Source organism: Collimonas sp. OK412 (assembly GCF_900112135.1).
GTDB classification, from domain to species: Bacteria; Pseudomonadota; Gammaproteobacteria; order Burkholderiales; family Burkholderiaceae_D; genus Collimonas; species Collimonas rhizosphaerae.
On record NZ_FOLC01000020.1, the window covers coordinates 17,549 to 42,642 of the forward strand.

Below are 25,094 nucleotides of genomic sequence, written 5' to 3' on the forward strand. Positions count from 1 at the left end.
TCATCGTCGTGCGCGAATTGCCCGACACTCCTTCTCTTGCGGCACGCCCCTTTGCAGACCCGCTGGGCATGATTGAAAACAATCATCTTCGCCGTGCGTTCGACATAACGATCTGCCGCATGCCGTCGATCACCTACAGACACAGGAATCATGCGGCGACCATTTCATGCAGCTCCTTCTGGCGGGCCTGATACGCAACATGCCAACGTTCAGCGGCCTCAGAATGGAATGGATACCGACAGACGCTTGCCGGCCTGCCCTGCTCCGCCGCTTCATGCGCGTGCTGGATGATGCCGGCGATGGATACAATTGGTTCGCTCACGCTGCCACCTTCTCTTCCTCGCCGCGACAGTAGATGCGGAAAGTCAGCGCCAGCAGCTCCTGGGTGTGCCGGTGGATCTCGTCGCCAATAGCGGCCAAATCAGCACGCTCGCGCTTGTCGATCTCGCCGTCCTCCGTCGCCTCATTGAAGCGGCGGGACAACAGACCAATATGAGTGTGCAGCTTGTTGAACTTGCTCAGCAGCGCTTCGTTATCGATTTCGCTTGGCGCCGGCAGCGTCACAAACACGCCACCGCTTGCAGTTGCAACCGCCTCTGCGAACAGTGTCGTTCCCGACAATGACTGCATCTGCAATGCGGTTTCGACCCATAGCGATTGCCCCTTTTTTTCGTATATACGGTTTTCCAGCGCATCTCGTGAGTAACCGAGAGCGCCACACATCGCGTCCCATCCACCTGAGAATGCCTTGATCATGCCTAAATACGATTGACGTAAATTCATCCCTACTTTCCTTCTTTATGGTGGTTTTGATTCTGTGGAACTGTGGTTACAGTTCGATCATGGGAAATCAACTTGAAATTTAAAATTTGTAGAAAAATTAATCTGCAATGGATTTAGGATCCCTCGCGAAGAAACCGCTAAAGACGCAGGGACAGTTGCCCATCGAACTACGGTATTTCGAAGCGAGCGGAAAACCCGCAAAGCGCCGCCACTTGAACGGAGTTGAGGGCGGGAAATCACATTTGAGAATTACAAACGACTTTATACAAATCCAGAATTGCCAGACGCGTCCTGCCCATGCAATCGGCTTGCCCCTTAAGTATTCGATTCACAGTTGGTTGGGAGACGCCTATCTTTGTGGCGATAATCGGCTCACTCCATCTCGTTTTAACTTTGATTTCTCTTAGCGTCGTGCTGATATTTTTTTCCATACGCGCATAATATACGCGAACGGATAATATTTCAATTCGCGATTGAATAGATATTTGCTCCCAGCTATACGTGGATGTATATTCCAAACATGACAATCGCCAAACGACTTGATGCTGCAATGAGAGCGGCCGGATTCGAAACGCAAAGCGCGCTTTCGCGTAAATCTGGCGTTCCGCAGCCGACCATAAATCGGATACTGAAGGGCCTAGGGAAAAAAGGCCCAGAAACAGAAACGATTAAAAAACTGGCCGCCGCATGCAATGTCAGCGCCTCATGGCTTATCGACGAAACAAGCGAGTCGAGACAGGCGGGTAGCGATGCATACAACGCAGGACCTGAACAAAATCTACCTAAAGGGAAGTACGTGGCAATAGTGGGAATTGGGCAAGGTGGGGCAGATGGGTATATCAGTATTAATGACTATCTACCAGGAGACGGTGATGGCTATATCTATACATATAGCCGTGATCCAGGTGCATATGGTCTTCGCGTTCGTGGGGATAGCATGAGACCACGTATCAAGAGCGGCGAATTTTTGGTCGTAGAGCCGACGAGCGAGGCCCAGCCTGGTGACGATGTAGTCGTAAAGTTGAACAACGACAAAGCTCTTGTAAAGGAAATGCTTTGGGTTCGTGAGGACGAAATATCCCTGGGCTCTATTAACAACGGGATTCCCCCGATAACAATTCAGCTAGCCGATATTCGCAGCATCCATCGAGTTGCAGCCATCGTGCCACGTGGCTCCGCACTGCTAAAAGCCCGAGAATAATTTTACCGCCTAGAAGTCCCCAGCCTGGACGTAGGATCGTCCGGCGACGTACATGCAACATAAATTGCATCGAACTATGCTCAACACTATGTTTGGTTTTGGCAATCCCCCAGTCGATCCTCTATCAAGCAGATACTCAATAGCGGCTTTAGATTCCGCCCCCCAATGCTACTCCTAAGAGCTTCCTTGCTATTTCATCTGTCTTGGCGATCGATATTTCTTCCACCGACCCGAATTCAGTGCCGCCACCTTCTAGGGTGCCCGCTACGTGAAAATGAACATGACTGATTGCCTGTCCCGCCGAAACCCCATTGTTCTGCCACACTGCAATCCCGGGTTTTCCGTACGCCCGATTAATTAGAGCTGCTGCGTTTCGAACTTCGATAGCAATAGCGGCGGCTTCGGCATCCGTAAGGTCTAGAATGGTTGGCACATGTCTTAGTGGTAAAACAAGTAAGTGCGGATGCCCTCTCTGTTCCCGTGTGACGAAAGTCGCCGTATCCGCTGTACGAGATAGAATCGTATAAGGACGCGCCCCACTAAGGTAGGCGCAAAATGCACATCCAATGTCTTCCGGAAGTTCAATACTCGATTCGTTACTCATGATGATCGTAGTGATGACAAAAAGGACTGCAACTCAAGTCGATCAAGCTTCATGTAGTCTTCGGGTCTGACGACGATTCGAAGTTCATCACAAATCTTCCCACCGCGCGATGCAAACATGAAAGACAGAAGGATAAAACGAATTGCATCCTGCGCTGGGAGGACGCTCGATATTCGTGCTAGCCCACCGCCAATGACTGGTATCGACACGGTACCTCCGTTACTTTTTTTTGATACTTCGTCCCACAATAAGAGAAGGCTCTTCCAAACCTTATCGGGCGTTGAGTGCGCATTATTGAAAGCGTCCATTTCGCAGTACGCCAGAAAGAAAATCAACCGAGCCGCATGCTTGACAGTTGCAATGGTGCCGACACCATACTGTGCCTGTTTCCCTGCTTTTGCAATAGTACCAACTGATGGTTTGCCGGCAAGAGCGGTAGTCAGTTGTGCGTCAAGTTCTTTCAGATCTCCGCCATAGAGAATTTTTAGTGCTTGGCCTTGAAGGCTTTCCGCAGAAATTATAATCGGCGTTTCGGTGTCAAAAGTATCTGTCGTACCGATCACAAGATGCGTCGTCTCAGCAAGCATGTCACCCTTAACGATCGTAATTTTGGTCTTGGGCGCGCTATAGTCTTGCGTTATGAGTCTCGGCCAGGACCATACAAGTCCGGCAATAAGTGATATAGCTATTACCAAGAGTAGGAATGGCATGCCTTGGAAAAACGTGACCTTAGGGTTAATCACATTGCTAGTTTGCAGAATCATTGACAGTCCGCCCAGACACGCAAATGATCTGGTCAGAAATTGGCGCCAGAAGCGCCACGTCTTAAAAATTCCCATTTAAAGCCCGAGATCGCTGTAGATCTTTGCGGGATACAGATGCGGCCCCTTCTTTTCGCTTGCCGCGAATGTAACCGCATAATTGTCGAGTCCATACATGATGATCTTCGGCTGGTATGAAACCGAGACGGTGTAGTAATCGGCGTTTAGTAATAGGTCGGGGATATAACCTCTGTCCACAGTCCGATCTTGATCTAAATTGACCACCACAACGGGCAAATTGAATTCAATGATCACCTCGATTTCGTGAGCCAAGAACGACACTCCGTCGCCGCTCTTGCGCTTTCCATCCTTGCTTCCCAAAAGGACGACCTGCTTGGCGTTCTTCAATCGTTCTCGCAGGTTTCGTTTTATCGTTTCTGGCGTACTGGTATCGCGAGAAACGAAGAGATCGTGCGCATCGAAGAAGTCGAAATCGATATGTTCATTTGCCTTCCATGCCTCCATTAGGCGGTACTTGCTGATGTCTTCGCTCGCAAACGCCACGTAGGTCTTGTTTCGATAGCTCATAAGTCTCCCCTGTTGTATGCCCACGGAATGCGGGCCCCGCTCTGCCATTTTCGAACCGGCAATCCCCCAAATTCCAGACTGTATTGTCGCTAAAGCATATTCGCACTGTAATTAACATCCAGCAACAATAATCACGGTTAATAAGCACGAGTGAAAGACGAGCCATTTGCCACGCATACCAACAGTCGGATTCCATAAATGAAATATTTATTCATTCTCGTATTGATTTAATTATTCATTTGCGTATAATTTATTTCATTGGAGCAGCAATCACTTTGCAATTTTGTGCCGGATTTTGCTGCCCAATTTCTGCGCAAATTGACTAATTGGGGAGATTGCAGTGGGCGACGTAGCAGACATGATGTTGGATGGGACGCTTTGCCAAGGTTGCGGCGTATTTCTTAACGAAGATGCGCCTGGCTTTCCATGCAGCTGCCGCAATTGCAAAGCTGAGGAAAAGAAGGGCAAAGCAGCAGCCTATCAGCCACCGAAACCAAAAGCCAAATGCACTGTATGCGGACACAAGGTCAAGCCGACAGGATTGCCAGACCACATGCGTGATGCGCACAAGGAGCCGGCATGAGTTTCCAAATCACGATCAAGACGCAGGACGGCGGCACCAAAACCTACTCCGGCATCGGTGATCGCAATGCGCTGATGGACGCGGCCTACGATGCCGGCGCGCTTGGTGTAACTGTAATGGTGCAGCAATGACGCGAGCCACATTGACCACTTGGTCACTCGCAGGGTGCTTTTTTCTGCTTGTTTTGTCGGCCTATGCAATCAGTAACGACGCCGACAGCTATGCCGCGCCCACGCTGAAAGATTTATGCGAAGCGCAGGGCTGGCCCGACGACGAGAACAGCAAGTTGGCGTTTCGCCGCGCTTGCCATACCGAATTGCAGCGCAGCTACTAATCGCGCTATTCGCTCCACGACGCCCTGGCGTCACAAATTCACACACTGAGGGCAATCACATGGAAGTCCAAGACATCATGACGATCGAAAGCGGCACGATTGCGCTGCTGAACAAGTCGGAAATCGAACAGCAGGTCACGACCGCACACAAGTTTCCTCGCTCTATCAAGAAGTTTCGCGACGAAGCTATGCAGATGGTAACTCTGACTGAGAAAGTGGCCGGCGAATGTATCTATTCCCTCCCCCGCGCCGGAAAAACCATCGAAGGCCCGAGCGCCCGCTTTGCTGAGGTGATCGCGTCAGCATGGGGCAATAGCCGCGCCGGCGCCCGCGTCGTTAGTGATCAGGGCGAGTTTGTCACCACGCAAGGTGTATTCCACGACCTGGAGAAAAACGTAGCCATCACCTACGAGGTGCAGCGGCGTATTACAGACAGCCGCGGGAAGCGCTATAACGCTGACATGATCGGCGTCACGGCGAACGCGGCCTGCTCAATCGCGCTTCGGAATGCCATCTTAAAGGGCGTACCGAAGGCATTCTGGGCTGATATGTACGACGCGGCGCGCGCCACTGTCATGGGGGACTTCAAGACCCTGGCGAATCGGCGCGCGGACGCGATCAAAGCGTTTCAGTCCTATGGCGTGACGCAAGAACAGATCTGCTCAACCCTGGGCGTTTCTGGCACTGACGATATTGGCCTTGAAAAGCTCGTTACCTTGCGTGGCATTCTGACGGCTATTAAAGAAGGTGACACAACGCCGGAACAAGCTTTCGCGAACGCGGACCTTCCGGCCGCGCCGCCGAAGATGCCGCAATCGAAGTCAGCAAAGGCGGTAGAACCGGCCAAAGCACCCGAAAGCATTGCGCCGCCAAAAACTGACGAACTGCCACTGCAGGAGCCGAAGGACGAATCGCCGCTTTCCGAAGCGCAATTCGACTATCTCAAGATGAAGCTGGAAACCGCAGCCCTGAGCTCGACTGATATTCAGAGACAGTTCGGCTTTGCCATGGCTGATATCACGAACGCCAACTTCAATGACGTTCTGACCTGGATCAAGAATCCGGCGGCCTGATGCTTACTTTCGACGAACCAAGCCACGTATATCGCTGGCACGGCGAAGTTGTGCCCAGCGTGACGCAGATCCTCAGCCCTCTCGTGAATTACGCGATGGTGCCGCCCGAAGCATTGGAGCGCGCTCGACTGCTGGGGCAGGCAGTCCACCGCATGACCGAGTTGCACGACCTGGACGATCTTGACGAGGACAGCCTGACACCGGAAATGCTGCCTTACTTGGCCGGCTGGAAGAAATTTCGCGGCGATACCGGCTTTGTTCCCGACACCATCGAGAAGCGCATGTATCACCCACTCCACGGCTATTGCGGCACGTCCGACCGCACAGGCTCAGTCCGTGGCCGGCGTGCTGTCCTCGACATCAAGAAAATGATGACGCTGGGGCCGGTGATCGGTCCCCAGCTCGCCGCCTACCAGGCGACACACAACTTGGAAGGCGCGGCAATCGTGGACCGCTACGCCTTGGGATTGCGCCCCGATGGGACTTACCGGCTGGTTCCCTATACGGACCCAACAGATTTTGCAGCATTTATATCACTTTTAACATTACGGAAATGGAAAGACAAACATGGAATTAGTTGAAGAAATCCGTCCCGCCGCCCTACCCGCTCTGCCTCAGAAGGCAGCATTGGAAAAGGTCGCCGATAGCGTGAATGCCGTCGCGAATTCAATCACGATCAATTCGCCGGCCATGTATGAGATTGCAGTCGAAGAGCTTACGGACCTGCAGCGCAAAGTTGACGACTTGACTGAGCAGCGCTTCAAGATCACCCGTCCGATGGATACATCGAAGAAGGAAGTCATGGATCTGTTCCGTGGTCCGATTGAACGCTGCGAAGTCGGTATCGCGTTTCTGAAGAAGCTCATGCTTGACTACGTGACAGCAGAGAGGAAAAGAGCTGCAGAAGCCCAGCGCATCGCCGACGAACAGGCCCGCCAAGAGCGTTTGCGCCTGGAGAATGAAGCGCGCGACCAGCAAGCGGCGGCAGATCAGAAGGTTCGTGAAGCCCAGGCCGCAGCAGAAAAAGCGGCAGCTGCTACCAAGGCCGCCGAAGAAGCTACCGCAGCCGGCGATATCGAGGCAGCAAACAAGGCCAGCGCAGAAGCACTCGCCGCCAACCAGGTGCAAGCAGCGGCTCACGCAGATGCCCAAGTAGCCCATGCACGCGTCACACTGAACCAGACAATTGCCAGCGTAATGACCGCGCCAGTCGTCGCCAGCGCGGCACCAAAGATTTCCGGCGTGTCGACTTCAGAGCGCTGGACCGCCGAAGTCACCGACCTACTGACGCTGGTCAAGTTTGTGGCGGCCAATCCCCAATACATCACATTCCTGCAAGCGAACATGACACCGATCAAGCAGATGGCGACCTCGCTGAAAGCGAACATGAAGATTGACGGCGTTCGCGCATTCCCGCAGGCCGGCATCACTGCCCGCCGCAAGTAATCCAACTTAATTAGGAACACATCATGACCGACACGAGGATAGACCACTTCAGCGATGAAGCCGCTCAGAAAGCTCTCGATTTCCTGCGTTTTCAGGCGGGTGAAGCCGCGATCTCCCGCGCCAATCGTATCTACATGGAAGAATTTCGGAAGACGATCAAGGCCAACTGCATGGCCGCCAGTTCCGAGAAGACCCTCACAGCCCAAGAGCGTGACGCCTACTCCAGCCCCGAATATATCGCCCACCTGGAGGCCATGCGCGCCGCGATTGAACTGGATGAGGTTCATCGCTGGAAGATGGTCGCCGCGCAGGCAACGATTGAAGCATGGCGCACGCATCAAGCGAACCGCCGCGGCGAACAGAAGATGCAGTAACCGAACCGATTTTTCCAATTCAAAAAATCTACTTACAAGGACCACAATGAAAACCAACGAATCAATCAATTCCGTCGCTCACATGCTAGATGTCGTGCTTCAACAGCAAAACCTGAAGAACGACGCCGCTCTGTGCCGCGCTCTTGAAATCACCCCGCCCACCATCAGCAAAATTCGTAATGGTGTCCAGCCACTCGGCTTCATGCTGCTGGTGAAACTGCACGAGTTTACCGGCATGTCCACCAAGGAAATCAAAGCGCTCGCCGGCATTGCGTCCGAATGACCTGACTATCAAGGACAAATATGACAGAAAACATATTAGGTGCCGTCTCGCTTAAGGTATTGGCCGAGCGCAAAATCGACGGCGTCCAAAAAACTACCCGTTTCCAGGTTGATCCACGCATCATTGAAATTGAACCTGGATTCAATGGTCGCCCAATCGATCAAGAGCATGTCGATTCGATCAAGGCATCAATCAAGGCCGGTGCTGAACTGGATGCGTTGGTTGTTCGTGTCGAAGACGGCCGAATCATTCTGGTTGACGGCCACCATCGCCTGACAGCAATCCTGCAGCTGATCGCCGAGGGCTTAGAAATATTGAGGATCGATGCGCGTCAGTTTCGTGGCAATGACGCCGAGCGCATTGCGCATATGCTCACCAGTGCGCAGGGGAAGCCACTCACTCCTCTGGAACAAGGTTTGCAGTATCGAAAACTGGTTGGATTCGGCTGGACCAATCAAGAAGTGGCGTCAAAGGTTGGCAAATCCGCGAACTACGTTTCGCAGATGCTGACGCTGGCGGAATCCAACAGCGACGTGCAAGGCATGGTGGCGCGCAAAGAGGTTGCCGCCCATGTCGCTCTTGAGGTCGTAAAAAAGCATGGCAGCGGAGCTGGCAAAGTGCTTGCGGGACATTTAGAGACAGCCAGATCCGTAGGTAAAACCAAGGTAACAAAAAAGACGGTAACGCCTACAGAGCAACCCGCGCCGCGACCAATTTACGGCGACCTACTGGATACACAGCGACTTGACTACCTGATCGATCAAAAAGCCGTTGTCTTCCATGGCGGGAAAACAGTGTCTGGCGATGCCAAAATTGGCTTCTGGCTCTTGTGGCCGAATATTGACGAAACCCAGCCCGGTGTTTTTGAGAACTCTCGCGCAGCAATCGATGCAGCAATGCTAGTGCCAGACCATCAGGTGTCCGAATAATGGGTTACGTTAATCCTCTTCTCGATCTTCCCGCTGGAAAGGAATTGCAGAAGCTCCCGCGGGAAGATCGAATGCGGATCGCAGTTATTATGCGCGACCTTCGCAAGCAGGCCAACACAGAGGCAGAGAAATCATGGGTTCGCCGCAAAGGACCAATGGCCGCATATTGGCGCGCGGTATCTACCTATGCCCGCCATGTTGCGCACGCCCTTGAACAAAAAAATAGCATGGAGAAAAAATGCGAGATATAGCAGTTCAAATTCAGTGGGTTCTAATTCCAGTTTTCAGTACGCTAACTGGCTACACCGAAAAAGCCGTCAGGCGCAAGATTGAAGACGGCATTTGGATCCAAGGCAAGCATTACCAAAAAGCCCCAGACGGGCATATCACTATGAACATGCAAGGATATTACAAATGGGTAGAAGGCGACAAAGCAGCGGCGTAGAAATTCGGGAAGTCAGTATCCGAATCGTATTTTCGCATCAAGGAAAGCAGCAAAAGGAAACGCTTTATCTTGACAACGATCCATTACCGCCAACGCCGGCCAATGTGAAGTACGCCACTCGGATCGCTGCTGAGGTAAAGGATAAAATTCGAACCGGTCTATTCGACTACGCAGCGTATTTCCCGCACTCTCCAAAAGCACTCGTCAATCAAGGCGGGAGCGTCGGCGAATTTATGGACAAATGGTATGCACAACTTGAGCTAAAGCCTTCCACAATATCGGAATATAGGCGGACAAAAGATAATTTTTGGAAACCCAAGCTGGGGCACTTACCGCTAAAGTCCGTAAGGCATTCCGATATCACCAAAGCTCTAAAGGAAGGAACATGGAAAAGTAATAGGACGCGCAACAACATCCTTTACATACTAAGTAGCGCCTTCAACCTTGCCGTGGCAGACGGTTTGATTGCGAGTAATCCCTGCAATACCATCGCAAGTGCCTCGTGGCAGAAGAAGAAACCTGATCCTTTCAGTCTGATCGAGGCGAACAAAATCATCACTAGCTTGGCTGAAAGCTACCCGCAGCAAGTCTACAATTTCTATGATTTCATGTTTTTCAGCGGCCTGCGAACAGGTGAAGGTATCGGACTTGAATGGAAGGATGTCGACCTCAACAACAGAACCATTGTCGTCAAACAGGCATTCGTCCGCGGCGAAATGGTGGACACCAAGACGTCCAGAGAGCGGACCGTTAATTTGACGACTCGTGCCTTCCAGGCACTGAAGCGTCAAAAGGCATGGACATACTTAGACGAAAGCGGTCGAGTCTTCCATAACCCGAACACAAATAAGCCCTGGGCCAAGGAGCAAAATATCAGGGAGCCTTATTGGAATCCGACCTTGAAATTGCTAGGAATACGCCGTCGGCGTCCATATTGCACCAGGGCGACATATGCAACAGTGGGATTGATGGCTGGCGCGCGACCAGCATACATGGCCGCACAACTAGGGCATAGTCTGGACGTGTTCTACAGGGATTATGCAAAGTGGATTAGTCATCAGGACGATGACAGGGAAATGATCAAAATCGAAGCTCAGATTAATGAAAATATCCCTGAACTATCCCTGAGATTTTCACGACCGGCCTAACGTATTGATTTAAAACAGGAATTCTGGTGGGAAGTACAAGTTTCGAACTTGTGACCTATCGCGTGTGAGGCGATCGCTCTACCCCTGAGCTAACCTCCCGGAGAGGCCGCTATTATGACATAGAATTTCCAGTAAATAAAGCAGGCGCCGCGATGATGCAACACATTTCCCGGCCCCTGCTCCGCCAGCCTTATTGGCGCTTGGCTTCCAGCACTCCTTTTACCTCGCGGATCACGGCCAACGCCTTCTGCAGCTGGGCGGTGGACGCGATTTCGGCGGTGAACGCCATCCGCGCGTGCGCCTTGGCGCTTTGGGTGCTGACGCCGATGACGTTGATTTTTTCGCGCAGGAACACTTCCGAAATATCCCGCAGCAAGCCCTGGCGGTCGCTGGCCAGCACGAAAATATCGACCGGATAAACGGTTTCCGCTTCCGGCGCGCCCCAGGTGGTCTGGATCACGCGTTCCGGCGCCTTGATGCGCATCTCGGCGAAATTCTTGCAGTTTTCACGATGGATGGAAACGCCTTTGCCGCGCGTGATGAAGCCGACCACCGGGTCCGGCGGCGCCGGTTTGCAGCACTTGGCCAGCTGCGTCATCAAGCCGTCGGTGCCCACTACCAGCACCCCTGACCTGCCGCCGTGCGCCACGCTGGAAGCGCGGCTCTTGCGGGTGATCGCGGCTTCTTCCAGTTCGCTGCTATGCTCGGCCAGCTTGGCGCCAGGATCGTCGTGCAGGGCTTGCTCAACATGGCGCAGGCTGAATTCGTCCTTGCCCAGCGCCAGCAGCAGGTCTTCCAGCTTGGCGAATTCAAGCTTGCGCGCCAGCTCTTCCAGGTTGACCGCGGTCTTGCCTTCGCGCTGCAAGGTCTTGTCGAGCAGGCTGCGGCCGGTGGCCAGGGTTTCCTGCTGTTCGATGGCGTTGAACCAGGCGCGCACCTTGGAGCGGGTACGCGCGCTGGCGGCGTAACCCGGCGTCAGCCAGTCGCGCGAGGGGCCGGACCCGCCGGGCGCGTTCTTGGCGGTGATGATCTCCACTGTCTGGCCATTCTTCAACGGCGTATTCAGCGGCACCATGCTGCCGTCCACCCGCGCGCCGCGGCAGCGATGGCCGACGTCGGTATGCAGGTAGTAGGCAAAATCGATGGGCGTGGCGCCGCTCGGCAGTTCGATCACACGCGCCTGCGGGGTCAGCACGTAGATGTGGTCGTTGAGCGTGGCTTGCTTGAGCTTTTCCAGCCATTCGCGGCGGCTGTCCTCTTGCTCGACAACGGCATCCACCACTTCGCTTTTCCAGGCCAGCAGCTGGCGCAGCCAGGCGATCTTTTCGTCGTATTTCTGGGCAGAGAAATTGGAACCGCCGGCTTCCTTGTAGCGCCAGTGGGCGGCGACCCCGTATTCGGCGAAATGGTGCATTTCGTTGGTGCGGATCTGTACTTCCAGGGCCCGGTCGTCGTCGGCCAGCACCACCGTGTGCAAGGACTGGTAACCGTTCTGCTTGGGCCGCGAGATGTAGTCGTCGAATTCTTTCGGGATCGGGATCCAGATATTGTGGACGATGCCCAGCACCGTGTAGCAAGTCTTGACGTCGTCGACGATCACGCGGAAAGCGCGCACGTCGTACAGCTCGGAAAAATCGAGCTCCTTGCCTTGCATCTTGTTCCAGATGCTGTAGATGTGTTTCGGCCGGCCCGATACTTCGGCTTTGATGTCGGCCGCCGCCAGTTCGCTGCGCAGGCGCGTGATGGCGGCGTCGACAAAACCTTCGCGCTCGATGCGCCGCTCTTCCAGCATCTTGGCGATGCGTTTGTAGGTGACCGGATCGATGAAGCGGAACGACAGGTCTTCCAGCTCCCACTTGAGCTGCCAGATCCCGAGCCGGTTGGCCAGCGGCGCATACAGGTCCAGGGTCTCGCGCGCATACTGGCTGGTGCGCTCGTTTTCCATCTTGTGTTCGGCGAAATAACGCAGCGCAGTCACGCGCGAAGCCAGCCGCACCAGCACCACGCGCATGTCGGTCGCCATCGCCAGCAGCATCTTGCGCAAGGTTTCCACCTGGCTGGCAGCCTGCTGGGCGGCGTTCTTGCCGCGCATGACTTCCTGCGGCAAGCCGAAGGTAAAGCCGTGCAGCCGCATCAGCTGGCGGATGCCGCCGACCAGGTCGGAGATCTCCTTGCCGAAGCGCTGTTCGATGGTATCGGCGTAACTGGCGTCGAGCAAAGGCAGCTCGAACAGCAGTCCGGCGATGCGGGTTTCGACATCGGTATCGAGCAGCGCCAGGATGCTGGTCACGCCTTGCGAGAAATCGAGCGTGCTCTGGCCGGTGGTGATGACATTGTCGGCGTACAGCGGCTCGACGAACGCCAGCGCGTCGAGCACGCGCGCGCTATCCTCGGCACTCAAGCCGGCGGTGCACAGCTGGATTTGCGTAGCGCGTTGTGTTGCAGTGAGCGAAACCATGCTTACATCTTTATTTTTGTGCTGCGACCACGATAATTTCTATCAGGATTTCCGAACGCGCCAGCTTGGCTTCCACCGTTGCCCGCGGCGGTGCGTTGTCGGCCGAAACCCAGCTGTCCCAGACCGCATTCATGCCATCGAAATCCTTGACGTCGGCCAGGTAGATCTGGCAGGACAGGATGTGATGCTTGTCGCTGCCGGCTTCGGCCAGCAGGCGGTCGATATGGCCGAGCGATTCGCGCGTCTGGCCCTCGATGTTCTGGGTGGTGTCTTCGGCCAGCTGGCCGGCCAGGTAGACCGTGCCGTTATGGATGGCGACTTCCGAAAGTCTCTTGCCGACGTGCAGGCGCTGGATAGTCATATTTCGTCTCCTCAATTGAACATTAACAAATCAGCCGATCAGGAAATCGGTGACGACTTTTATCTGGTCGATATGCAAAAAGGTTGGAGCATGGCCGACGCCGGCCAGTTCCACCAATTTGGCTTTTGGTCCGCTTTCCGTCATAATGCGGGCCGTCTCGGGCGACAGCAGGTCGGATTCGGCGCCGCGCACCAGCAACGTGGGGCAAGTGATCGCCTGGTACGCTTTCCACAGCAGCTGTTCGGACAGCCTGAAGGTTTCTTCGCTGGTCGAAATGAAAGGCTGGGCCAGTTTCAAGTCGTAGTGGCGGATCCACTGGCCGTCCGCGTTCTGGCGCAATACATCGCTGGCCAGCTTGTGCCATTCGGCGTCGGTATGCGGGCCGAACGAGGCCGAGATGGCGCGCACATAGGCGGCCGCTTCGTCGAACGTGGCAAAACGCATGTCGGCGCCGATATAAGCGCCGATGCGCCCCATTGCCTCTGCATCCAGGCTCGGGCCGATGTCGTTCAGCACCAGCTTGCGTATCGGGTTTTCCGGCAGGGAAGCCAGGCCGATGCCGATCAGGCCGCCCATCGAGGTGCCGACCAGGTCGACGGTTTCGGCGTTGAGCCGGGCCAGCAAGGTGACCACATCGTTCAGGTACTGCGGCAACACATAATATTGCGGATCGCGCAGCCAGCCGGAGCGGCCGCGGCCGACTACGTCCGGGCATACCACCCGGTAGGTATCGCACACCGTGCGCGCCAGCTGGTCGAAATCATCCGACACCCGGGTCACGCCATGCAGGCACAGCAGCACATTCGGATTATGCGGATCGCCCCATTCCTGGTAGGCCATTTTATGCAGGCCGGCGGGGGAAATACACTGGACAGATTTGTGGGTGGCGATGGTCATTGCAATCCCGTTGCGGTCGAACTTGATGGGTGGCGACAGGCAAAACGATGGTCGGACAATATGTTTTGCTTTGCGTATATGCAACATCTTATCGCATATGGCCCCACCCTTGCACGCTCCCGTACGCGGCGATGTCCGAAAATCCCGCTAAAAAGCTGTTGCACGCCGCTCTCAAGCATATGACGCAATAAAAACGGCGTTTGACACCTGGTGTCAAACGCCGCTTCCCTACGATTGCGTCCGGGTCATTGCGCCAGTGCGATCTCCAATGGCGCGCCAGTCTGTTCGATGATGTCCTGCTGGCTCACGCCCGGCGCCAGCTCGATCACTTTCAACCCTTGCGGCGTCACATCCAGCACGCCGAGGTCGGTAATGATGCGGTTGACGACGCCGACGCCGGTCAGCGGCAGGTTGCAGGCATCGAGGATCTTGTGCGAAGTCGAACCGTCCTTGGACTTGGCGACGTGCTCCATCAGCACCACTACCCTGCCCACGCCGGCCACCAGGTCCATGGCGCCGCCCATGCCCTTGACCATCTTGCCGGGGATCATCCAGTTCGCCAGGTCGCCGTTTTTGGAAACCTGCATTGCACCGAGGATGGCGATATTGATTTTGCCGCCGCGTATCATGGCGAACGAATCCGCCGAGCTGAAATACGAGGATCCGGGCAGCGAAGTCACAGTCTGCTTGCCGGCGTTGATCAGGTCGGGATCGACCGCGTCGTCGGTCGGGAACGGGCCGATGCCCAGCAGGCCGTTCTCCGACTGCAGCCAGACTTCTATCTCTTGCGGCACATGGTTCGCCACCAGGGTCGGCAAGCCGATGCCGAGGTTGACGTAAAACCCGTCCTGCAATTCCTTTGCCGCGCGCGCGGCCATTTCGTCACGTGTCCATGCCATGTCGTTCTCCGTATTCTCTAGGTTATGCAGTGCGGACAGTACGCTGTTCGATACGCTTTTCCGGCGTCGCATTGACCACGATGCGGTGGACAAATATGCCAGGCGTATGCACCTGGTCGGGATCGATCTCGCCGACCTCCACCAGATGCTCGACTTCCACCACGGTGATCTTGCCGGCCATGGCCACGTTAGGATTGAAATTGCGGGCAGTCTTGTTGAACACCAGGTTGCCGCTGCGGTCCGCCTTGTAGGCTTTGACCAGGGAAATGTCGGCCACCAGCGAACGTTCCATCACGTACTTGGCGCCGTCGAATTCGCGGATTTCCTTGCCTTCGGCGACCAGCGTGCCGACGCCGGTCTTGGTGAAAAACGCCGGGATGCCGGCGCCGCCGGCGCGCAGCTTTTCCGCCAGCGTGCCTTGCGGCGTGAATTCAAGCTCCAGTTCGCCAGCCAGGTACTGCCGTTCGAATTCCTTGTTCTCGCCGACATACGAGGCGATCATTTTCTTGATCTGGCGCGTCGCCAGCAATTGCCCCAGGCCGAAACCGTCGACGCCTGCGTTGTTCGATATCGCAGTCAGGTTCTGCACCGCCGAATTGCGCAGCGCCAGGATCAGCGCTTCAGGGATGCCGCACAGGCCGAAGCCGCCTACGGCGATGGTCTGGCCATCTTTGACTATGCCGGCCAACGCGCTTGCCGCGTCAGGATAAACTTTGTTCATGCCAATGCCTCCTGTTTGTGTAAACTCCAACTATTATTGCTTTGCGTGCAGTCTGTTAGCATATGACGAAGCGCTGCTTGCAACAATACCGTAAAAATACGAAACCAACACCAGACTGATCTGCCAAGTGCCATTGCCTAATTTAGCCGTCGATTATGAAACCATCTTTGCGCACGCGCCGATCGGCATGTGCGTCTCTGAACGCCGCATCATGCAGGTGTGCAACCTGGCGCTGGCGCGCATGTTCGGCTACCTGCCGGGCGAACTGAACGGCGAGTCGTTCAAGGTGCTATACCCGACCCAGGACGAGTTCGAGCGCACCGGCGCCCGTATCGTACCGATCATGAACGCCAAGGGCATCTATTCCGACGAACGGATCATGCGGCGCGCCAACGGCGAGCTGTTCTGGTGCCACGTCACCGGCCACGCCCTGGTGCCGGAAGATACCCACGCCGCCGGCATCTGGACCTTTGAAGACCTGAGTGAAAAACGCCGCGCCTCATCCACGCTGTCGCCGCGCGAGCGGGAAATCGCGGCGCTGCTGGTGGAGGGCAAGACCAGCAAGCTGATCGGCAAGCAGATCGGCCTCAGCCCGCGCACGGTGGAGATGCACCGGGCCAACCTGATGAAGAAATTCACGGCGTCGACCTCCAGCGAACTGGTGCACCGCCTGCTGGGCATTGCCCAGAGCGAAGGCGTTTAGTATTCAGGCCGCAGGCGCGGGATCGAGCAGCAACTGGCGCAGGTCGTCAGGCAGGGGCATCGATTTTTCCAGGTCGAAATCGACCCAGACGATCTTCGCCGTGCCTTCGGCAAACACCACTTCCGGCAAATCGGCGCGGCGGATTTCGTAGCTGGCCTCGAAACTGGAGCGGCCGACGGCGCCGATGTAGGATTTGACTTCGACTTCGCAGGGATATTTCAATTGCCGCAGGAAACTGCATTGGGCATTGACCAGTACCGGCCCGTGGCGCGCATTGAAATCGCTGCCGATCTGCTGCAGCCACTCGATACGGGCCTGCTCCATGTAGCGGAAATACACGGTGTTGTTGACGTGGCCGAGCGCATCCATGTCGCCCCAGCGCATGGCGATGCGCGTGGTATGGATGTGTTTTCTGTTTTCCATTGCCCTGACTTTCCTGAATACTGTAAATTGGCGTCCAGCAGGCGAGGAACAACACTAGCCTGCCTGCTAGCATTCTGCCGCAAAATCCCGGACAATTAGCACATCCGTTCGAAAATTAATTATAGGTAAAGAGACAATGACTCCAACCCAAGGGCAGAACCAGCAGAATCTCCTGGAACAATACGGTCCGCGCGAAGCCATGGAATATGACGTGGTGGTGGTCGGCGGCGGGCCGGCCGGCCTGGCGGCGGCGATCCGGCTGAAACAGCAGGCTGCCGAAAAAGGACGCGAAGTATCAGTCTGCGTGCTGGAGAAAGGCAGCGAAATCGGCGCCCATATCCTGTCCGGTGCGGTGATGGACCCGCAGGCGCTGACCGAACTGCTGCCAAACTGGAAAGAGCTGGGTGCGCCGCTGACCACCGAAGTCAGCGAAGACCGTTTCCTGTTCCTGACCGAGAAAAAAGCCTACAAGACGCCTAACTGGATGCTGCCGGCCTGCTTCCAGAACCATGGCAATTACGTCATCTCGCTGGCCAACGTGGTGCGCTGGCTGGGCCAGCAGGCGGAGATCCTGGGCGTGGAAATTTTCCCGGGCTTCCCGGCGGCCGAAGTGCTGTACAACGAGGATGGCTCGGTCAAGGGCGTCGCCACCGGCAACATGGGCGTGGACCGCCATGGCCAGCCTACCGATGCCTTCCAGCTGGGCATGGAGCTGCACGCCAAGTACACCTTGTTTGCCGAAGGCGCGCGCGGCCACCTGGGCAAGCAGCTGATGGCGAAATTCGAACTGAACAAGGGCAAGGATCCGCAAACCTATGCGATCGGCATCAAGGAATTGTGGGAAATCGATCCCAAGCTGCACCAGCCGGGCCTGGTGGTGCATACCGCGGGCTGGCCGCTGGATACCCAGACCTACGGCGGCTCTTTCCTGTATCACCTGGAAAACAACCAGGTCGCGGTCGGCTACGTGGTCGGCCTGGCTTACGAAAATCCCTACCTGTCGCCTTACGAAGAATTCCAGCGCTACAAGACGCATCCGGAAATCAGCAAATTTTTCCAGGGCGGCAAGCGCATTTCCTACGGCGCCCGCGCGATCACCGCCGGCGGCCTGCAATCGCTGCCCAAGCTGACCTTCCCCGGCGGCGCCCTGATCGGCTGCGACGCCGGCTTCCTCAACGCCAGCCGCATCAAGGGCAGCCACGCCGCCATCAAGACCGGCATGCTGGCCGCCAACGCTGCCTTCGAAGCCCTGGGCAACAACCGCCAGTTCGACGAGCTGACGGCCTATGGCGAGGCGTTCGAGCAGTCCTGGCTGCACCAGGAACTGCACAAGGCGCGCAACTTCAAGCCATGGATGAGCAAGGGCCTGTATCTCGGCACCCTGATGGTCGGCATCGACCAGGTCGTGTTCGGCGGCAAAGCGCCATGGACGCTGCGCCACACCCATGCCGACCATGAATGCCTGAAGCCGGCGGCCAATTACGCGCCGATCAAGTATCCGAAACCGGACGGCAAGCTGACCTTCGACCGCCTGTCGTCCGTGTTCATCTCCAACACCAACCATGCCGAAGACCAGCCGATCCACCTGACCTTGAAGGATCCGAACGTGCCGGTCAACGTCAACCTGCGCGACTATGCGGGGCCGGAAGCGCGCTACTGCCCTGCCGGCGTGTATGAATTCGTGACCAATGAAGACAATACGGAACGCCTGCAGATCAATGCGCAAAACTGCGTGCATTGCAAAACCTGCGACATCAAGGATCCGACGCAGAATATCGTGTGGGTGACGCCGGAAGGCGGCGGCGGGCCGAACTATCCGAACATGTGATGTGCAAACAAGGCTGCGTATGCAGCCTTGTTTATGTCCTGCTCGCTTGCCGATGGATCTGGATGCCGGGCAATCTCTCCCCTGCCTTAAGGCAGCTTCCAATCGCCGGCGACAATTTTTTCAAGCCAGAACGTGCCGATCACGGTCTTGACGTCGGTGACCTTGCCTTCCCTCACCCAGTCCAGCATGTCCGTCAGCGGCGCCTTGAAGACGTCCAGGAATTCGCCATCGTCCAGCTTGCGCTCGCCGCCGGCCAGGCCGCGCGCCAGGTACAGCTCCAGATGTTCGTCGGAATAGGCAATCGCGTTGTGGATAGTGCAGACGTGCTGCCATTCGGTCGCGGTGTAACCGGTTTCTTCCAGCAACTCACGCTTGGCGCAGGCCAGGTGGTCTTCGCCCGGATCGATCTTCCCGGCCGGATATTCGATGAACACGCGTTCCAGCGGATAACGGTATTGCCGCTCGAGCAAGACCGTGCCGTCCTCGAACAGCGGCAGGATGACTACCGCGCCGGGATGCTTGATGTATTCGCGCGTGGTCGCCTTGCCGTCGGGCAGCTGCACCGTGTCGCGCTGCACCTTGAGGAAGTTGCCGTCATAGGCTTCGGCGCTGGCGATCCGGGTTTCTTTCAGGTGACTATCCATGCGGGTACTCCGGGGGGAAGATAAGGCAGACGAAAAGAAGATTGTAATGCAGGCGCTGGCCGCGCCGCCCGCCGCCAGGCAAGAAGCCGGTTCAGCGATGCTTTTTCAGGTAGCGCAGCACGTAGCCAGGATAGGCCAGCACCAGGAACATGCAGCCGGTTACGGCATAAAATTCCCAGCCCTGGCTAAAGGCATTGCCGATATTCGCTTCCAGCACATGGGCAAACAGACCAACCAGCGCATACAAGGCAAACAGCTCAAGCAAGCGCACCCAGACCGGCTTGGACGCCGCCTGGCCGCCGGACTTGAGCGGCACCAGGGCAAACAGGCGTTCGTTGATGAACGGCAGGTTGGCAGCCAGCAGCGCCAACAGGATCACGAACCAGCTGGAGAGCGAGACATTCACGAAGTTACTGCCCCACCCTGCTAAGGAAGGCGGTCAGGGATTTGACGATGGCCGAGGTAGTGGAATCCATCAGCCAGCCTGGCCACAGGCCCAGCACCAGCACCGCCAGCCCGTTCAGGCTGAGCAATACCCGGACATCGAGGTGAGCCACGATCGGCGAGCTGTCTTGCGGTTCGTCAAAATACATCAGCTTGATGACGCGCAGGTAATAGTAGGCGCCGATCAGCGAGAACAGTACCGCCACCACCACCAGCCACAGCTGGCCGCTGCCGGTGCCAAGCACGGCTTGCAGCACCGACAGCTTGGCGTAGAAACCCATCAGCGGCGGAATTCCCGCCAGCGACAGCATCAGGACCAGCATCACCGCGGCAAACCATGGGCTGCGCTGGTTCAAGCCTTTGAAGTCGTCCATGTTTTCCGCTTCGAAACCGGAACGCGCCAGCAGCATGATGACACCGAAGGTGCCGAGCGTGGTCATCACGTAAGTGATCGAATAAAACATGGCCGAGCTATAGGCATTGACGGTGGAGAACAGGTTGCCGTCGACTACCCCGGCCAGCAGGCCGAGCAGCATGAAGCCCATGTGGGAAATGGTCGAATAAGCCAGCATGCGCTTGATGTTGGTCTGGGCAATCGCAGTGATATTACCGATCGCCATCGACAGCACAGCCAGCACCACCAGCATCTGCTGCCAGTCAGTCGCCAGCGGCAGCAGCGCTTCCACCAGCAGGCGGAAGCAGATCGCAAAAGCGGCCAGCTTCGGCGCGCCGCCCAGCAACAGGGTGACGGCGGTCGGTGCGCCCTGGTAGACGTCGGGCACCCACATGTGGAACGGCACCGCACCCAGCTTGAACGCCAGGCCGGCGACAATGAACACCACGCCGAACACCAGCACGGTTGCGTTGATGCCGCCGGAGGATGCTGCGCGGGTAACTTCGATCAGGTCAAGCGAACCGGTGGCGCCATACAGCATCGACATCCCGTACAGCAGGAAACCGGAAGCCATCGCGCCCAGCACGAAATACTTCATGGCCGCTTCGGTCGCATTGGCGCTGTCGCGCCGCAATGCCACCAGCGCATATAACGACAGGGACATCAGTTCCAGGCCCAGGTAGATGCTGAGGAAATTGCTGCCCGAGATCATCACCATCTGGCCCAGCAGGGTAAACAGCGCCAGCGGGTAGAACTCGCCGCCGAGATGGCCGCTGACCATGCCGCGCTCGCTCACATAACGGCGCGAATATACCAGCGTCATTGCCACCGCCACGTAGGAAACCAGCTTCAACAGGCTGCTCAGCGGATCCGAGACAAACATGTTGTGGAAGGTATAGACCGTCTCCCCGCTTTGGAATGCGCCGAACGTCAATACGAAACACACAGCCAGCACGGCCAGCGTCAGGTAGTAAGTGAGGTAGCGCTTGGCATCCGAAACAAACATATCGATCAGCAGCACGACAGACGTCGCGATCAGCAGAAAGATTTCCGGATAAACAGGGATCAGATTCATGTTATTCATTTATTTGCCGCTTATTTTTATGCAACGCGCATTTAATCATCGTACTTAATCAGTTTAACTTGGTGACCGCGACATGCTTCAGCAGATCGGCTACCGACACTTGCATCGCATCGGTGAACGGCGCCGGATACACGCCCATCGCGATGACGGCAATCGCCAGCACGCCCAGCATGACGAACTCACGCTTGTTCAGGTCCAGCATTTCTTTCACATGCGAATTGGTGATGGCGCCGAACACCACGCGCTTGACCAGCCACAGCGAATACGCCGCGCCCAGGATCAATGCCGTCGCCGCCAGCAGGCCGATCCAGAAATTGAATTTGACCGCGCCCAGGATCACCATGAACTCGCCGACGAAACCGGAGGTGCCCGGCAGGCCGGAATTGGCCAGCGAGAACAGCACGAACAAGGCGGCGAAACGCGGCATGACGTTGACCACGCCGCCGTATTCGGCGATCTGGCGGGTATGCATGCGGTCATACAGGACACCGATGCAAAGGAACATCGCGCCCGACACGAAGCCGTGCGAGATCATTTGCACGATGCCGCCCTGCAGGCCGATATCGTTGAAAATGAAGAAGCCGAGGGTGACGAAACCCATGTGGGCGATCGACGAATAGGCGATCAGCTTTTTCATGTCGTTCTGCACCAATGCCACCAGGCCGATATAGATCACGGCGATCAGCGACAAGGTGATGATGAAACCGGCCAGGTAATGGCTGGCGTCAGGCGTGATCGGCAGCGAGAAACGCAGGAAGCCGTAGCCGCCCAGCTTCAGCATGATGGCCGCCAGCACCACGGAACCGCCGGTCGGCGCCTCCACGTGGGCATCCGGCAGCCAGGTATGCACCGGCCACATCGGCACCTTGACGGCAAACGCCATCAGGAAAGCCAGGAAAATCAGGACTTGCGCCGTCATCGTCAGCGGCAGCTGGTGCCAGGTCAGGATCTCGAAACTGCCGCCCGACTGGATATACAGGTACAGCAGCGCGATCAGCATCAGCAGCGAACCCATCAGGGTGTACAGGAAGAATTTGATCGCTGCGTAGACGCGGTTGGCGCCGCCCCAGACGCCGACGATGATGAACATCGGAATCAGCGTCGCTTCGAAGAATACGTAGAACAGCATGCCGTCCAGCGCGCAGAAGACGCCGATCATCAAGCCCGACAGGATCAGGAAAGCGCCCATGTACTGCGCGACTTTTTTCTCGATCACTTGCCAGGCGGAGATCACCACCAGCACGGTGATGAACGCCGTCAACGGCACGAACCACAGGGAAATGCCGTCGATGCCGAGGTAGTAGTTGACGTTGAAGCGGTCGATCCAGGTGGTCTTTTCAACGAACTGCATGCCATGGAAAGCGTTGTCGAATTGGCTGACCAGAGGCAGCGTCACCACGAAACTGACTGCCGCGCCGAGCAGCGACAGCCAACGCACCAGGGTTGGATTATCGTCGCGACCGACTGCCAGGACCAGGATACCGAACGCGACCGGGCACCAGATCGCGAGGCTGAGAAGAGGGAAAGTTGACATATTTATTATTGCTCTACCTAACTGAGTTGCTTCGCCAGCTTACTTGGCAAACGGAAACGGCATGAACCAGACCAGGAAACCCAGCACCCCGATAATCATCACGAATGCGTAGTGATAGATGTATCCGGACTGCCAGAGACGGGTAATTTTCGAGAACCAGCTGACTGCCTTGGCGCTGCCATTGACGATCAGGCCGTCGATCAGGCCACGGTCGCCGGCATTCCACAAGCCGCGGCCCAGCAGGCGCGCACCGCCGGCAAACACCACGTCGTTGAACTTGTCCATATAGTATTTGTTGTCGAGCAGCGTGAAGATCGGACCGGCCTTCTGCTTGATCGCCGCAGGCAGGCGCGGATTGACCATGTAGCAGTAATACGCTGCCGCCACGCCGGCGATTGCCAGCCACAGCGGCGCCGATGCAAAGGCATGGCTGACCATGCTGACCGGACCGTGGAATTCGTGGCGCAGTTCTTCCATTGCATGGTGCGCTTCGTTGACGAAAATCACGTCCTTGAAGAAGCTGCCGTACAACATCGGTTCGATCGCCAGGAAACCGATGACGGCCGACGGGATCGCCAGCAGGATCAGCGGCAGGGTCACCACCCAAGGCGACTCGTGCGGTTTCTGGCCAGGAGCCAGGCCGTGGTGTTCGTGCTCTTCTTCTGCCTCGTCGTGATGATCGTCGTGGCCGCCATGCGTCGCATGGGCATCGTTGGCGGCATGCGCCGCGTGGGCGCCGTGGCCGTCATGGGCCTTGCCGAAACGCTCTTCGCCATGGAACACCATGAAGTACATGCGGAACGAGTAGAAAGCGGTGACAAACACGCTTGCCAGCACGGCGAAATAGGCAAAGCCGGAACCGAACAGGGTCGATGCATGGGCCGCTTCGATGATGCTGTCCTTCGAGTAGAAGCCGGAGAAGAACGGCGTGCCGATCAGCGCCAGCGAACCGACCAGCGAAGTGATCCAGGTAATCGGCATGTATTTACGCAGGCCGCCCATGTTGCGCATGTCCTGGTCGTGGTGCAAGCCGATGATGACCGAACCGGCGCCAAGGAACAGCAAGGCCTTGAAGAAAGCGTGCGTCATCAGGTGGAATACCGCAACCGAGTAGGCCGAAGCGCCCAGGGCCACGGTCATGTAGCCGAGCTGCGACAGGGTCGAATACGCCACCACGCGTTTGATGTCGGTCTGGATCACGCCAAGGAAACCCATGAACAAGGCGGTAATCGAGCCGATGATCAGGATGAAGGACAAGGCGGTGTCGGACAGTTCGAACAGCGGCGACATGCGGGTCACCATGAAGATGCCGGCGGTCACCATGGTGGCGGCGTGGATCAGCGCCGAAATCGGGGTCGGGCCTTCCATCGAGTCCGGCAGCCAGACGTGCAGCGGGAATTGCGCCGACTTGCCCATGGCGCCGATGAACAGGCAGATACAGGCTACTGTCAGCAGCATCCAGTCGCTGCCCGGCAGCGTCAATTGCGCCAGCATGCCTTTTTGCGCGAACACTTCGCTGTAGTTCATCGAACCGGAATACGCCAGCAGCAAGCCGATGCCGAGAATGAAACCGAAGTCGCCGACGCGGTTGACCAGGAACGCTTTCATGTTGGCGAAAATCGCAGTCGAACGGGTATACCAGAAACCGATCAGCAGGTACGACACCAGGCCCACCGCTTCCCAGCCGAAGAACAGCTGCAGGAAGTTGTTGCTCATGACCAGCATCAGCATCGAGAACGTGAACAGGGAGATATAGGCGAAGAAACGGTTGTAGCCTTCGTCGTCCTGCATGTAGCCGATGGTGTAGATATGCACCATCAGCGAGACAAAGGTCACCACGCACATCATCATGGCCGTCAGGCTGTCGATCAGGAAGCCGATTTCCAGCTTGACGCCGCCGACCGTCATCCAGGTGTACAAGGTGCCGTTGAAGCTGGCGCCGTCGATCACCGCCAGCAAGGTCTGCACGGAAATGATCAGGGCGACCAGCACGCCCAGGATCGTGACCGTATGCGAGGTCTTGCGTCCGACCAGGTTGCCGAAGAATTTGGTGCCGAATAAGCCCGCGATCGCAGCGCCAGCCAGGGGCGCCAACGGTACGGCAAGAAGTAATTGTGGGTTAAGTTGCCCCGCCATGATGAACCTTATCTTT

General features: G+C 56.6%; 30 protein-coding genes and 1 tRNA gene. 14 read left to right on the forward strand and 17 right to left on the reverse strand.

Going from position 1 to position 25,094, the window contains the following annotated elements; genetic code table 11:
• Window positions 1-148 precede the first annotated feature (148 nt).
• Window positions 149-322, reverse strand: coding sequence for a hypothetical protein (locus tag BM062_RS25660; protein ID WP_175501082.1), 174 nt, complete (start codon window positions 320-322; stop codon window positions 149-151).
• Window positions 319-783: a YmfL family putative regulatory protein gene (locus BM062_RS18580; protein WP_092399566.1), complete on the reverse strand. Its 465-nt coding sequence runs from the start codon at window positions 781-783 to the stop codon at window positions 319-321. The genes BM062_RS25660 and BM062_RS18580 overlap by 4 nt, the downstream gene beginning before the upstream one ends.
• Before the next feature lie 505 nt (window positions 784-1,288).
• Here BM062_RS18580 and BM062_RS18585 point away from each other — a divergent pair.
• The gene (locus BM062_RS18585) at window positions 1,289-1,984 is read left to right on the forward strand and encodes a S24 family peptidase (protein WP_092399568.1); all 696 of its coding nucleotides are present in this window, start codon (window positions 1,289-1,291) and stop codon (window positions 1,982-1,984) included.
• 148 nt (window positions 1,985-2,132) lie between these two features.
• Here BM062_RS18585 and BM062_RS18590 read toward each other — a convergent pair whose 3' ends face one another.
• The 3 genes from BM062_RS18590 to BM062_RS18600 all read right to left on the reverse strand — a co-directional run bounded on the left by BM062_RS18590 (window position 2,133) and on the right by BM062_RS18600 (window position 3,937).
• Window positions 2,133-2,588 (reverse strand): HIT family protein, encoded by a 456-nt coding sequence (locus BM062_RS18590; RefSeq protein WP_092399570.1) that lies wholly within the window; start codon window positions 2,586-2,588, stop codon window positions 2,133-2,135.
• Complete coding sequence (locus tag BM062_RS18595; protein ID WP_139220118.1) at window positions 2,585-3,352, reverse strand: macro domain-containing protein; 768 nt, start codon at window positions 3,350-3,352, stop codon at window positions 2,585-2,587. Before BM062_RS18595 ends, BM062_RS18590 begins: the two co-directional genes overlap by 4 nt.
• Window positions 3,353-3,427: 75 nt before the next feature.
• Window positions 3,428-3,937: a TIR domain-containing protein gene (locus tag BM062_RS18600; RefSeq protein ID WP_092399694.1), complete on the reverse strand. Its 510-nt coding sequence runs from the start codon at window positions 3,935-3,937 to the stop codon at window positions 3,428-3,430.
• A gap of 579 nt (window positions 3,938-4,516) precedes the next feature.
• On the opposite strand from BM062_RS18600, the gene BM062_RS26145 reads away from it, so the two are divergent.
• Genes BM062_RS26145 through BM062_RS18645 form a run of 11 tightly spaced genes read left to right on the forward strand, consistent with a single transcriptional unit; the run spans window position 4,517 to window position 10,552 of the window.
• Window positions 4,517-4,651 carry a hypothetical protein gene (locus BM062_RS26145; RefSeq protein WP_256381581.1) on the forward strand — a complete coding sequence of 45 codons (135 nt, stop codon included), beginning with the start codon at window positions 4,517-4,519 and terminating at the stop codon, window positions 4,649-4,651.
• Window positions 4,648-4,854 (forward strand): hypothetical protein, encoded by a 207-nt coding sequence (locus tag BM062_RS25250; protein ID WP_139220120.1) that lies wholly within the window; start codon window positions 4,648-4,650, stop codon window positions 4,852-4,854. The genes BM062_RS26145 and BM062_RS25250 overlap by 4 nt, the downstream gene beginning before the upstream one ends.
• Before the next feature lie 59 nt (window positions 4,855-4,913).
• Window positions 4,914-5,927 carry a hypothetical protein gene (locus tag BM062_RS18605; protein WP_092399574.1) on the forward strand — a complete coding sequence of 338 codons (1,014 nt, stop codon included), beginning with the start codon at window positions 4,914-4,916 and terminating at the stop codon, window positions 5,925-5,927.
• Window positions 5,927-6,508, forward strand: coding sequence for a hypothetical protein (locus BM062_RS18610; protein ID WP_092399576.1), 582 nt, complete (start codon window positions 5,927-5,929; stop codon window positions 6,506-6,508). The genes BM062_RS18605 and BM062_RS18610 overlap by 1 nt, the downstream gene beginning before the upstream one ends.
• A complete protein-coding gene (locus BM062_RS18615) occupies window positions 6,495-7,373 on the forward strand; it encodes a hypothetical protein (RefSeq protein WP_139220121.1) in 879 nt (292 codons plus the stop codon). Before BM062_RS18610 ends, BM062_RS18615 begins: the two co-directional genes overlap by 14 nt.
• A 23-nt stretch (window positions 7,374-7,396) precedes the next feature.
• Window positions 7,397-7,747, forward strand: coding sequence for a hypothetical protein (locus BM062_RS18620; RefSeq protein ID WP_254785154.1), 351 nt, complete (start codon window positions 7,397-7,399; stop codon window positions 7,745-7,747).
• A gap of 46 nt (window positions 7,748-7,793) precedes the next feature.
• Window positions 7,794-8,030 (forward strand): hypothetical protein, encoded by a 237-nt coding sequence (locus tag BM062_RS18625; RefSeq protein WP_092399580.1) that lies wholly within the window; start codon window positions 7,794-7,796, stop codon window positions 8,028-8,030.
• A 20-nt stretch (window positions 8,031-8,050) separates the two neighbouring features.
• Window positions 8,051-8,959, forward strand: coding sequence for a ParB/RepB/Spo0J family partition protein (locus tag BM062_RS18630; protein ID WP_092399582.1), 909 nt, complete (start codon window positions 8,051-8,053; stop codon window positions 8,957-8,959).
• Entirely contained in the window at window positions 8,959-9,210 is a 252-nt protein-coding gene (locus tag BM062_RS25805; protein WP_092399584.1) for a hypothetical protein, read from the forward strand. Before BM062_RS18630 ends, BM062_RS25805 begins: the two co-directional genes overlap by 1 nt.
• A complete protein-coding gene (locus BM062_RS18640; protein ID WP_092399586.1) occupies window positions 9,198-9,404 on the forward strand; it encodes an excisionase in 207 nt (68 codons plus the stop codon). The genes BM062_RS25805 and BM062_RS18640 overlap by 13 nt, the downstream gene beginning before the upstream one ends.
• Window positions 9,374-10,552: an Arm DNA-binding domain-containing protein gene (locus BM062_RS18645; RefSeq protein WP_092399588.1), complete on the forward strand. Its 1,179-nt coding sequence runs from the start codon at window positions 9,374-9,376 to the stop codon at window positions 10,550-10,552. Before BM062_RS18640 ends, BM062_RS18645 begins: the two co-directional genes overlap by 31 nt.
• Window positions 10,553-10,576: 24 nt before the next feature.
• On the opposite strand, the gene BM062_RS18650 is transcribed toward BM062_RS18645, so the two are convergent.
• The 6 genes from BM062_RS18650 to BM062_RS18675 form a co-directional block, all read right to left on the reverse strand.
• Window positions 10,577-10,651 (reverse strand) — tRNA-Val (locus BM062_RS18650).
• A 91-nt stretch (window positions 10,652-10,742) separates the two neighbouring features.
• Complete coding sequence (locus BM062_RS18655; RefSeq protein WP_092399590.1) at window positions 10,743-13,010, reverse strand: RelA/SpoT family protein; 2,268 nt, start codon at window positions 13,008-13,010, stop codon at window positions 10,743-10,745.
• 10 nt (window positions 13,011-13,020) lie between these two features.
• Window positions 13,021-13,371, reverse strand: coding sequence for a RidA family protein (locus tag BM062_RS18660; protein ID WP_092399592.1), 351 nt, complete (start codon window positions 13,369-13,371; stop codon window positions 13,021-13,023).
• Window positions 13,372-13,401: 30 nt separating this feature from the next.
• A complete protein-coding gene (locus tag BM062_RS18665) occupies window positions 13,402-14,268 on the reverse strand; it encodes an alpha/beta fold hydrolase (RefSeq protein WP_092399698.1) in 867 nt (288 codons plus the stop codon).
• Window positions 14,269-14,513: 245 nt separating this feature from the next.
• Window positions 14,514-15,167 (reverse strand): 3-oxoacid CoA-transferase subunit B, encoded by a 654-nt coding sequence (locus tag BM062_RS18670; protein WP_092399594.1) that lies wholly within the window; start codon window positions 15,165-15,167, stop codon window positions 14,514-14,516.
• Window positions 15,168-15,189: 22 nt separating this feature from the next.
• Window positions 15,190-15,888 carry a CoA transferase subunit A gene (locus BM062_RS18675; protein ID WP_092399596.1) on the reverse strand — a complete coding sequence of 233 codons (699 nt, stop codon included), beginning with the start codon at window positions 15,886-15,888 and terminating at the stop codon, window positions 15,190-15,192.
• Window positions 15,889-16,015: 127 nt separating this feature from the next.
• On the opposite strand from BM062_RS18675, the gene BM062_RS18680 reads away from it, so the two are divergent.
• On the forward strand, window positions 16,016-16,591 hold the full coding sequence (locus tag BM062_RS18680; RefSeq protein WP_092399598.1) for a LuxR C-terminal-related transcriptional regulator: 576 nt from the start codon (window positions 16,016-16,018) through the stop codon (window positions 16,589-16,591).
• A 3-nt stretch (window positions 16,592-16,594) separates the two neighbouring features.
• Here the strand turns inward: BM062_RS18680 and BM062_RS18685 are convergent, their stop codons facing one another.
• On the reverse strand, window positions 16,595-17,014 hold the full coding sequence (locus BM062_RS18685) for an acyl-CoA thioesterase (protein ID WP_092399600.1): 420 nt from the start codon (window positions 17,012-17,014) through the stop codon (window positions 16,595-16,597).
• Between the two features lie 136 nt (window positions 17,015-17,150).
• Here BM062_RS18685 and BM062_RS18690 point away from each other — a divergent pair, with 136 nt between their 5' ends.
• Window positions 17,151-18,842 (forward strand): electron transfer flavoprotein-ubiquinone oxidoreductase, encoded by a 1,692-nt coding sequence (locus tag BM062_RS18690; protein ID WP_092399602.1) that lies wholly within the window; start codon window positions 17,151-17,153, stop codon window positions 18,840-18,842.
• Window positions 18,843-18,928: 86 nt separating this feature from the next.
• Here the strand turns inward: BM062_RS18690 and BM062_RS18695 are convergent, their stop codons facing one another.
• From BM062_RS18695 to nuoL, 5 genes are all read right to left on the reverse strand, one after another.
• Entirely contained in the window at window positions 18,929-19,486 is a 558-nt protein-coding gene (locus tag BM062_RS18695) for an NUDIX domain-containing protein (RefSeq protein WP_092399604.1), read from the reverse strand.
• Between the two features lie 91 nt (window positions 19,487-19,577).
• Window positions 19,578-19,892 carry a DUF2818 family protein gene (locus tag BM062_RS18700; protein ID WP_092399606.1) on the reverse strand — a complete coding sequence of 105 codons (315 nt, stop codon included), beginning with the start codon at window positions 19,890-19,892 and terminating at the stop codon, window positions 19,578-19,580.
• Window positions 19,893-19,896: 4 nt separating this feature from the next.
• Window positions 19,897-21,408: an NADH-quinone oxidoreductase subunit NuoN gene (nuoN, locus tag BM062_RS18705; RefSeq protein ID WP_092399608.1), complete on the reverse strand. Its 1,512-nt coding sequence runs from the start codon at window positions 21,406-21,408 to the stop codon at window positions 19,897-19,899.
• A gap of 49 nt (window positions 21,409-21,457) precedes the next feature.
• A complete protein-coding gene (locus BM062_RS18710) occupies window positions 21,458-22,948 on the reverse strand; it encodes an NADH-quinone oxidoreductase subunit M (protein WP_092399610.1) in 1,491 nt (496 codons plus the stop codon).
• A gap of 33 nt (window positions 22,949-22,981) precedes the next feature.
• Entirely contained in the window at window positions 22,982-25,078 is a 2,097-nt protein-coding gene (nuoL, locus tag BM062_RS18715; protein ID WP_092399612.1) for an NADH-quinone oxidoreductase subunit L, read from the reverse strand.
• Between the last annotated feature and the right edge of the window lie 16 nt (window positions 25,079-25,094).

What these genes read in the sequence shown, in the direction of transcription:
- BM062_RS18580 (WP_092399566.1), bottom strand. Translation starts at nt 783, where the DNA reads ATGAATTTACGTCAATCGTATTTAGGCATGATCAAGGCATTCTCAGGT.
- BM062_RS18585 (WP_092399568.1), top strand. Translation starts at nt 1,289, where the DNA reads ATGTATATTCCAAACATGACAATCGCCAAACGACTTGATGCTGCAATG.
- BM062_RS18590 (WP_092399570.1), bottom strand. Translation starts at nt 2,588, where the DNA reads ATGAGTAACGAATCGAGTATTGAACTTCCGGAAGACATTGGATGTGCA.
- BM062_RS18595 (WP_139220118.1), bottom strand. Translation starts at nt 3,352, where the DNA reads ATGATTCTGCAAACTAGCAATGTGATTAACCCTAAGGTCACGTTTTTC.
- BM062_RS18600 (WP_092399694.1), bottom strand. Translation starts at nt 3,937, where the DNA reads ATGAGCTATCGAAACAAGACCTACGTGGCGTTTGCGAGCGAAGACATC.
- BM062_RS26145 (WP_256381581.1), top strand. Translation starts at nt 4,517, where the DNA reads ATGAGTTTCCAAATCACGATCAAGACGCAGGACGGCGGCACCAAAACC.
- BM062_RS25250 (WP_139220120.1), top strand. Translation starts at nt 4,648, where the DNA reads ATGACGCGAGCCACATTGACCACTTGGTCACTCGCAGGGTGCTTTTTT.
- BM062_RS18605 (WP_092399574.1), top strand. Translation starts at nt 4,914, where the DNA reads ATGGAAGTCCAAGACATCATGACGATCGAAAGCGGCACGATTGCGCTG.
- BM062_RS18610 (WP_092399576.1), top strand. Translation starts at nt 5,927, where the DNA reads ATGCTTACTTTCGACGAACCAAGCCACGTATATCGCTGGCACGGCGAA.
- BM062_RS18615 (WP_139220121.1), top strand. Translation starts at nt 6,495, where the DNA reads ATGGAATTAGTTGAAGAAATCCGTCCCGCCGCCCTACCCGCTCTGCCT.
- BM062_RS18620 (WP_254785154.1), top strand. Translation starts at nt 7,397, where the DNA reads ATGACCGACACGAGGATAGACCACTTCAGCGATGAAGCCGCTCAGAAA.
- BM062_RS18625 (WP_092399580.1), top strand. Translation starts at nt 7,794, where the DNA reads ATGAAAACCAACGAATCAATCAATTCCGTCGCTCACATGCTAGATGTC.
- BM062_RS18630 (WP_092399582.1), top strand. Translation starts at nt 8,051, where the DNA reads ATGACAGAAAACATATTAGGTGCCGTCTCGCTTAAGGTATTGGCCGAG.
- BM062_RS25805 (WP_092399584.1), top strand. Translation starts at nt 8,959, where the DNA reads ATGGGTTACGTTAATCCTCTTCTCGATCTTCCCGCTGGAAAGGAATTG.
- BM062_RS18640 (WP_092399586.1), top strand. Translation starts at nt 9,198, where the DNA reads ATGCGAGATATAGCAGTTCAAATTCAGTGGGTTCTAATTCCAGTTTTC.
- BM062_RS18645 (WP_092399588.1), top strand. Translation starts at nt 9,374, where the DNA reads ATGGGTAGAAGGCGACAAAGCAGCGGCGTAGAAATTCGGGAAGTCAGT.
- BM062_RS18655 (WP_092399590.1), bottom strand. Translation starts at nt 13,010, where the DNA reads ATGGTTTCGCTCACTGCAACACAACGCGCTACGCAAATCCAGCTGTGC.
- BM062_RS18660 (WP_092399592.1), bottom strand. Translation starts at nt 13,371, where the DNA reads ATGACTATCCAGCGCCTGCACGTCGGCAAGAGACTTTCGGAAGTCGCC.
- BM062_RS18665 (WP_092399698.1), bottom strand. Translation starts at nt 14,268, where the DNA reads ATGACCATCGCCACCCACAAATCTGTCCAGTGTATTTCCCCCGCCGGC.
- BM062_RS18670 (WP_092399594.1), bottom strand. Translation starts at nt 15,167, where the DNA reads ATGGCATGGACACGTGACGAAATGGCCGCGCGCGCGGCAAAGGAATTG.
- BM062_RS18675 (WP_092399596.1), bottom strand. Translation starts at nt 15,888, where the DNA reads ATGAACAAAGTTTATCCTGACGCGGCAAGCGCGTTGGCCGGCATAGTC.
- BM062_RS18685 (WP_092399600.1), bottom strand. Translation starts at nt 17,014, where the DNA reads ATGGAAAACAGAAAACACATCCATACCACGCGCATCGCCATGCGCTGG.
- BM062_RS18690 (WP_092399602.1), top strand. Translation starts at nt 17,151, where the DNA reads ATGACTCCAACCCAAGGGCAGAACCAGCAGAATCTCCTGGAACAATAC.
- BM062_RS18695 (WP_092399604.1), bottom strand. Translation starts at nt 19,486, where the DNA reads ATGGATAGTCACCTGAAAGAAACCCGGATCGCCAGCGCCGAAGCCTAT.
- nuoN (WP_092399608.1), bottom strand. Translation starts at nt 21,408, where the DNA reads ATGAATAACATGAATCTGATCCCTGTTTATCCGGAAATCTTTCTGCTG.
- nuoL (WP_092399612.1), bottom strand. Translation starts at nt 25,078, where the DNA reads ATGGCGGGGCAACTTAACCCACAATTACTTCTTGCCGTACCGTTGGCG.